A 6446-nucleotide genomic window follows, 5' to 3' on the forward strand; every position below is an offset into this window, starting at 1 on the left:
GCCCGTCCTACGTCCTCGGCGGACGCGGTATGGAGATCGTCTACGACGAGAAGTCGCTGGAGAACTACATCTCCCGCGCCACCGAGATCTCCGATGACCGCCCGGTTCTGGTCGACCGGTTCCTCGACGATGCCGTGGAGATCGACGTCGACGCGCTGTGCGACGGCACCGAGGTCTACATCGGCGGCGTGATGGAGCACATCGAGGAAGCCGGCATCCACTCCGGTGACTCGGCGTGCGCGCTTCCGCCGATCACGCTGGGCCGCGCCGACCTCGAGAACGTGCGCCGCTCCACCGAGGCGCTCGCCAAGGGCATCGGCGTCAAGGGTCTGCTGAACGTGCAGTACGCGCTAAAGGACGACATCCTCTACGTGCTCGAGGCCAACCCGCGCGCGTCGCGGACCGTGCCGTTCGTCTCCAAGGCGACCGCGGTGCAGCTGGCCAAGGCGTGCGCGCGTGTGATGCTCGGCGAGTCGATCGCGGACCTGCGTGCCTCGGGCCTCCTGCCCGCGGAAGGCGACGGCGGCCGGATGCCTGCCGGTGTCCCGATCGCGGTGAAGGAAGCGGTGCTGCCGTTCAACCGGTTCCGCACCTCCGAGGGCGCGAACGTCGAGTCGTTGCTCAGCCCGGAGATGAAGTCCACCGGTGAGGTGATGGGTATCGACGCCCACTTCGGCACCGCGTTCGCCAAGTCGCAGGCCGCCGCCTACGGGTCGCTGCCGGTCGAGGGCACGGTGTTCGTCTCCATCGCGAACCGGGATAAGCGCTCGATGGTGTTCCCGGTGAAGCGGCTCGCCGACCTCGGCTTCCGCATCCTAGCGACCGAGGGCACCGCGGAAATGCTGCTGCGCAACGGCATCCCGTGCGAGATCGCCCGCAAGGTCTCCGACGCGGACGTCGAGGGCGAACCCGACATCGTGGACCGGATCAAGGCCGGCGAGGTCGACATGGTGTTCAACACGCCGTTCGGCAACTCCGGCCCCCGCGTCGACGGCTACGAGATCCGCAGCGCCGCGGTGCTGATGAACATCCCGTGCATCACCACCGTGCAGGGTGCGGCGGCCGCGGTGCAGGGCATCGAATCCGCCATCCGCGGCGATATCGGTGTTCGCTCGCTGCAGGACCTGCACGCGGCGCTGAGCGCCTCGTGACGAGTTTCGGTGCCCGGCTGCACAGTGCCCTGCGTCAGCGGGGTCCGCTGTGCGTCGGCATCGACCCACACCCGGAACTGCTCCTGGAGTGGGGTCTCACGGTCGATGCGTCGGGCCTGGCGCAGTTCGCCGATCTCTGCGTGCAGGCATTCGGCGACGTCGCACTGGTCAAGCCGCAGGTGGCCTTCTTCGAGGCCTACGGCTCGGCAGGTTTCGCCGTGCTCGAACGGACCATCGGCGCGCTGCGCGAAGGCGGCACCCTGGTGCTCGCGGACGCCAAGCGTGGCGATATCGGGTCCACGATGGCTGCCTACGCGCAGGCCTGGCTCGGTGACGGGCCACTGGCCTCCGACGCGGTGACGGTGTCGCCGTACCTCGGATTCGGCTCGCTCGATCCCGCGCTGGACCTCGGCCCCGATCGCGGCGTGTTCGTGCTGTCGGCCACCTCCAACCCCGAGGGCGGACAGGTCCAGCGTGCGGTCGTTGGAGACGGCCGCACGGTGGATCAGGTGATGGTGGACGAGGCCGGAGCCCGCAACGCCGAGGCCGAGCCGCTCGGTTCGGTCGGTGTGGTGGTCGGCGCGACGCTCACCGCGGCACCCGACCTGTCCACACTCAACGGCCCGGTGCTGATGCCCGGTGTCGGCGCACAGGGCGGCGGACCGCACGACGTGCGCCGCCTAGTGGGGGAGAACCTCAGCGCGGTGGTGCCCAGCGTGTCGCGTGAAGTGCTGCGCGCAGGACCGTCCGTACCGGCCCTGCGCGATGCGATCGGCCGGATTACCGAGTCCTTCGCGTTCCTGCACGATTAACCGCTGCAGGCCTGAAGCGCCGCAGATCTCTGCGGTTCTCTGCCTACAGCTCGGCCGCGAGGTCGAGCGTGCGCTCACGTTCGAGGAACGGGACGACCACGAATTCGGTCGCCCCGGCCTCGGCGAACCGTTCGATTTCAGCGCGCACGGTGGCCTCGTTGCCGGCGATCACCAGATCGGCCGGTCCTGCCGCGCCCTCGCGGTCCATCATCGCGCGGTAGGACGGCAGTGCGCCGTACACCTTGAACACCTTCGCGGCCCGTTCGCGCGCCGCATCGGGGTCATCGGTGACGGCAACCGGCAGCGCGACGACGACCTGCGGATCCGGGCGGCCGGCATCGGCCGCTGCAGCGCGGATCGAGGGCACGACGTGGCTGCTCACCGTGTCCAGGCCGGTCATCCACGTCGCGGTGCCTGCTGTCATTTGCCCTGCCAGGGCGAGCATCTTGGGGCCGAGAGCCGCGACGAGCGTCGGCACCGGGTCGGCGGGGATATCGAGCGCGAGGCGACCCGTCAGCGTCTCACCGGCGTATTCGACGGGCTCTCCCGCGAGCAGCGGCGTGAGGATCGACAGGTAGTCGCGCAGGTGGCGCACCTCGCCCCATTTCATGCCGTGCATGCCCTCGATGACGACCTGATGCGAGAGTCCGATGCCGAGCGTGAAGCGGCCGCCCGATACCTGCTGCACGGTGCGTGCCTGGGTGGCCAGCGCGGACGGATGGCGCGGGTAGGTCGGCACTACTGCCGTACCGAGCCCGATTTCGGGTACCTCACGTGCCGCAACAGCGAGCACGGTGAGGGCATCGATGCCGAAGATCTGCGGCATCCAGGCGCGGGCCAGACCGCGTTCTCCGGCGTCGCGGATGTGCTCGATCGCCTTGTCGACGGTCTGTTCCTGGACAAAAACGCCGATTTCCACGCGATTTTCCTTTCCCGTCGACAGGCCACAATCCACGCGGCTGTGGCGAAGGTTATCCGGCGCATCCGACCGGGCGGTAGCTGACCGTCTGACCTGGGGTTTTACCTACCGGCATGGGTGCGGTCAGGTTTGCCCAAAAATGGGGTCGAATGAGGCCCTCACGCGCCCGTTTCAGCGGGGTGCGCAAGATAGACACACCGAAAAATATGGTCTGACCTGGGGGGTGGGTTAGCAATCAGGGGCTACCGTGGGTACGGTCGCTACGGCTGCTGGGTAACCGGCACCGTGTAAGCAAACGATGAGACGGAGGAACTGTGGCCCTTCCCCAGTTGACTGATGAGCAGCGCGCCGCTGCGTTGGAGAAGGCGGCTGCCGCTCGTCGCGCCCGGGCGGAGCTCAAGGAGCGCCTGAAGCGTGGCGGCACCGACCTGAAGCAGGTGCTCAAGGACGCCGAGAGCGACGAGATCCTTGGCAAGATGAAGGTTTCGGCTCTGCTCGAGGCCCTGCCCAAGGTTGGCAAGGTCAAGGCGCAGGAGATCATGACGGAGCTCGAGATCGCGCCGACCCGTCGGCTGCGTGGACTCGGCGATCGCCAGCGCAAGGCGCTGCTCGCCAAGTTCGATTTCGCTTCCTGATACAGGAGTGGTCGCCGAGCTAGGCGACGTGCAGAGGGGTCGGCTGGTTGTTCTGGTCGGCCCCTCAGCCGTCGGTAAGTCCACTGTTGTCCGCTGTCTGCGCGAACGCCTGCCCGAGCTGGTGTTCAGCGTTTCCGCAACCACCCGCGCGCCGCGTCCCGGCGAGGTCGACGGACGCGATTACCACTTCGTCGAGCGCACCGAGTTCGACCGCATGATCGAGGCCGGGGAGCTGCTCGAATGGGCGGATATCCACGGCGGCCTGCAGCGGTCCGGTACGCCGGCAGCACCCGTCAAGAAGGCGCTGGCCGCCGGGAAGCCGGTACTTGTCGAGGTCGACCTGGAGGGGTCGCGCTCGGTGCGAGCGGCGATGCCCGAGGCCGTAGCGGTGTTCATGGCCCCGCCCAGCTGGGACGAATTAGTGTCGCGATTGACCGGCCGTGGGACCGAATCCGAGGACGTGATCGCACGGCGCCTGGAGACCGCGAGGGTCGAAATGGCGGCACGTGACGAGTTCGACAACGTCGTTGTGAACGACGACGTGCAGCGGACCTGCGAAACATTGGTATCCTTATTGGTCGGACGGTCGCCAGAGCGGGCCGCCGAGTAGACTTCTTCGCCCCCACCCAGAAGTACAGCCATAGATTCAGGAGTGTTCGAGTGAGCAGTAGCCAGGCCGCAGCGACCGAGTTCAAGGCGGAACTCCCGGCGTACGACACCCCGCTCGGCATCACCAACCCGCCGATCGACGAGCTGCTCGACCGCACGTCGTCCAAGTACGCGCTGGTCATCTACGCAGCCAAGCGTGCGCGGCAGATCAACGACTACTACAACCAGCTCGGCGACGGCATTCTCGAATACGTCGGCCCGCTGGTTGAGCCGGGTCTGCAGGAGAAGCCGCTGTCCATCGCCATGCGCGAAATCCACTCCGACCTTCTCGAGCACACCGAGGGCGAGTGAGCGGTTCGGCGCGCATCGCCGCGGAGCACCGCCGCAACATCGTCATCGGTGTTGGCGGCGGGATTGCTGCGTACAAGAGTTGCGCGCTGATTCGTAGCTTCACGGAGAGCGGGCATCACGTCCGGGTGATTCCTACGGAGTCCGCTCTCCAATTTGTCGGTAAGGCCACCTTCGAGGCGCTGTCGGGTAACCCCGTCCGTACCGACGTCTTTCAGGACATTCCGCAGGTCGCGCATGTCCGACTCGGCCAGGAGGCCGATCTCGTCGTCATCGCCCCCGCTACCGCCGATCTGATGGCACGGGCGGCCATCGGGCGTGCCGACGATCTTCTCAGCGCCACGCTGCTCACCGCGCGCTGTCCGGTCGTGTTCGCGCCGGCCATGCACACCGAAATGTGGGAGCACCCCGCCACCGTCGCCAACGTCGCGACGCTGCGTTCACGAGGCAACGTCGTCATCCAGCCGGCTTCCGGGCGCCTTACCGGCACCGATACCGGTGCGGGCCGGCTCCCCGAGCCGGAGGAAATCTTCGGCCTAGCCTCACTGCTGCTCGAACGGCGCGACGCGCTGCCGCGAGACCTCGAAGGTCGCCGGGTCGTGGTGTCCGCAGGTGGGACGCGCGAGCCGCTCGATCCGGTCCGATTCCTCGGCAACCGAAGTTCCGGCAAACAGGGCTACGCGATTGCCCGTCTCGCCGCTCAGCGCGGCGCCTCGGTGACCCTGATTTCGGGTGTTACCGCGGGCCTGCCCGAGCCCGCCGCCGTCGATGTCGTGCACGTGACAACCGCCGAGCAGATGCGGGTCGCGGTCGACAAGCACGCTCCCGATGCCGACGCGGTCGTGATGTCCGCAGCGGTCGCAGACTTCCGGCCGACGACGGTGGCCACCGCCAAGCTCAAGAAGGGTGCCTCGTCGGAGCCGGACTCGATTCCGCTCACCCGCAACGAGGACATCCTCGCCGGGCTGGTTCATGCGCGCGAGGACGGCAAGCTGCACAAGAGCACCGCGATCGTCGGATTCGCCGCCGAGACCGGCGATGAAGAGGGTGATGTCCTCACCCACGCGCGCGCGAAGCTCGCTCGCAAGGGCTGCGATCTCCTCGTCGTGAATGCCGTCGGTGAAGGCCGGGCGTTCGAGGTGGACAGCAACGACGGCTGGCTGCTGTCCTCGGACGGATCCGAGGTCGCGCTCGAGCACGGATCGAAGGCGTTGATGGCGAGCCGCGTGCTCGATGCGCTGGTAGCAGCCATGCGCCGCCGCGAAGCCTGACCGTGTGGCCGGGTCGCTCCGCGGGGCTGCGCTCCAGAGATCGGTACTACTCTGATTGCAACTAGTGCGCCGCCCCACTTAACCGAGGCACCGTACTAGGGTTACGACCGGCCGGCACGAAGCGTGCCGGCGACCTTTCGAGGGGAGATTCTGTGGGCACGACCAGTCGGCTTTTCACCAGTGAGTCCGTGACCGAGGGGCACCCGGACAAGATCTGTGACGCGATCAGCGACTCGGTCCTCGACGCCATGCTCGCCGCCGACCCACGCAGCCGCGTCGCGGTCGAGACGCTGGTGACCACCGGCCAGGTGCACGTCGCGGGTGAGGTGACCACTGCCGCGTATGTCGATATCCCCAAGATCGTCCGCGACAAGGTGCTCGAGATCGGTTACGACTCGTCCGCCAAGGGCTTCGACGGCAACTCCTGCGGCGTGAACATCGCGATCGGCGCGCAGTCGCCCGAGATCGCGCAGGGCGTGGACCACTCGCACGAGGCGCGCGTCGACGGTCTCGCCGACGATGAGATCGACCGCCAGGGCGCCGGCGACCAGGGGCTGATGTTCGGCTACGCCAACAACGAGACTCCTGAGCTCATGCCGCTGCCGATCGCGCTCGCGCACCGACTCGCGCGTCGGCTCACCGAGGTCCGCAAGTCCGGCGTGCTGCCGTACTTGCGCCCGGACGGCAAGACGCAGGTCACC

General features: G+C 67.6%; 8 protein-coding genes. 7 read left to right on the forward strand and 1 reads right to left on the reverse strand.

What is annotated here, in order from left to right; translation table 11 throughout:
• On the forward strand, positions 1–1151 hold a 1151-nt coding region (locus A8G08_RS22695; RefSeq protein ID WP_483757021.1), incomplete at its 5' end, for an ATP-binding protein.
• Complete coding sequence (gene pyrF / locus A8G08_RS22700) at positions 1148–1963, forward strand: orotidine-5'-phosphate decarboxylase (protein WP_068279145.1); 816 nt, start codon at positions 1148–1150, stop codon at positions 1961–1963. The genes A8G08_RS22695 and pyrF, both read left to right, overlap by 4 nt.
• Before the next feature lie 43 nt (positions 1964–2006).
• Here the strand turns inward: pyrF and A8G08_RS22705 are convergent, their stop codons facing one another.
• Positions 2007–2882 carry a TIGR03564 family F420-dependent LLM class oxidoreductase gene (locus A8G08_RS22705; protein ID WP_068279146.1) on the reverse strand — a complete coding sequence of 292 codons (876 nt, stop codon included), beginning with the start codon at positions 2880–2882 and terminating at the stop codon, positions 2007–2009.
• Positions 2883–3196: 314 nt separating this feature from the next.
• On the opposite strand from A8G08_RS22705, the gene mihF reads away from it, so the two are divergent.
• The 5 genes from mihF to A8G08_RS22730 form a co-directional block, all read left to right on the forward strand.
• Positions 3197–3517, forward strand: a complete 321-nt coding sequence (gene mihF / locus A8G08_RS22710; RefSeq protein ID WP_068279148.1) for an integration host factor, actinobacterial type — start codon at positions 3197–3199, stop codon at positions 3515–3517.
• A gap of 7 nt (positions 3518–3524) precedes the next feature.
• A complete protein-coding gene (gene gmk, locus A8G08_RS22715) occupies positions 3525–4127 on the forward strand; it encodes a guanylate kinase (protein ID WP_245672959.1) in 603 nt (200 codons plus the stop codon).
• Between the two features lie 50 nt (positions 4128–4177).
• Positions 4178–4477, forward strand: a complete 300-nt coding sequence (gene rpoZ, locus A8G08_RS22720) for a DNA-directed RNA polymerase subunit omega (protein WP_068279151.1) — start codon at positions 4178–4180, stop codon at positions 4475–4477.
• Positions 4474–5745 carry a bifunctional phosphopantothenoylcysteine decarboxylase/phosphopantothenate--cysteine ligase CoaBC gene (gene coaBC / locus A8G08_RS22725; protein ID WP_068279154.1) on the forward strand — a complete coding sequence of 424 codons (1272 nt, stop codon included), beginning with the start codon at positions 4474–4476 and terminating at the stop codon, positions 5743–5745. Before rpoZ ends, coaBC begins: the two co-directional genes overlap by 4 nt.
• Before the next feature lie 152 nt (positions 5746–5897).
• The coding region (locus tag A8G08_RS22730) for an S-adenosylmethionine synthetase N-terminal domain-containing protein (protein ID WP_281182176.1) at positions 5898–6446 on the forward strand (549 nt) is incomplete at its 3' end.

Origin of the sequence: Aldersonia kunmingensis, assembly GCF_001646865.1 — a bacterium.
Taxonomy (GTDB): Bacteria; Actinomycetota; Actinomycetes; order Mycobacteriales; family Mycobacteriaceae; genus Aldersonia; species Aldersonia kunmingensis.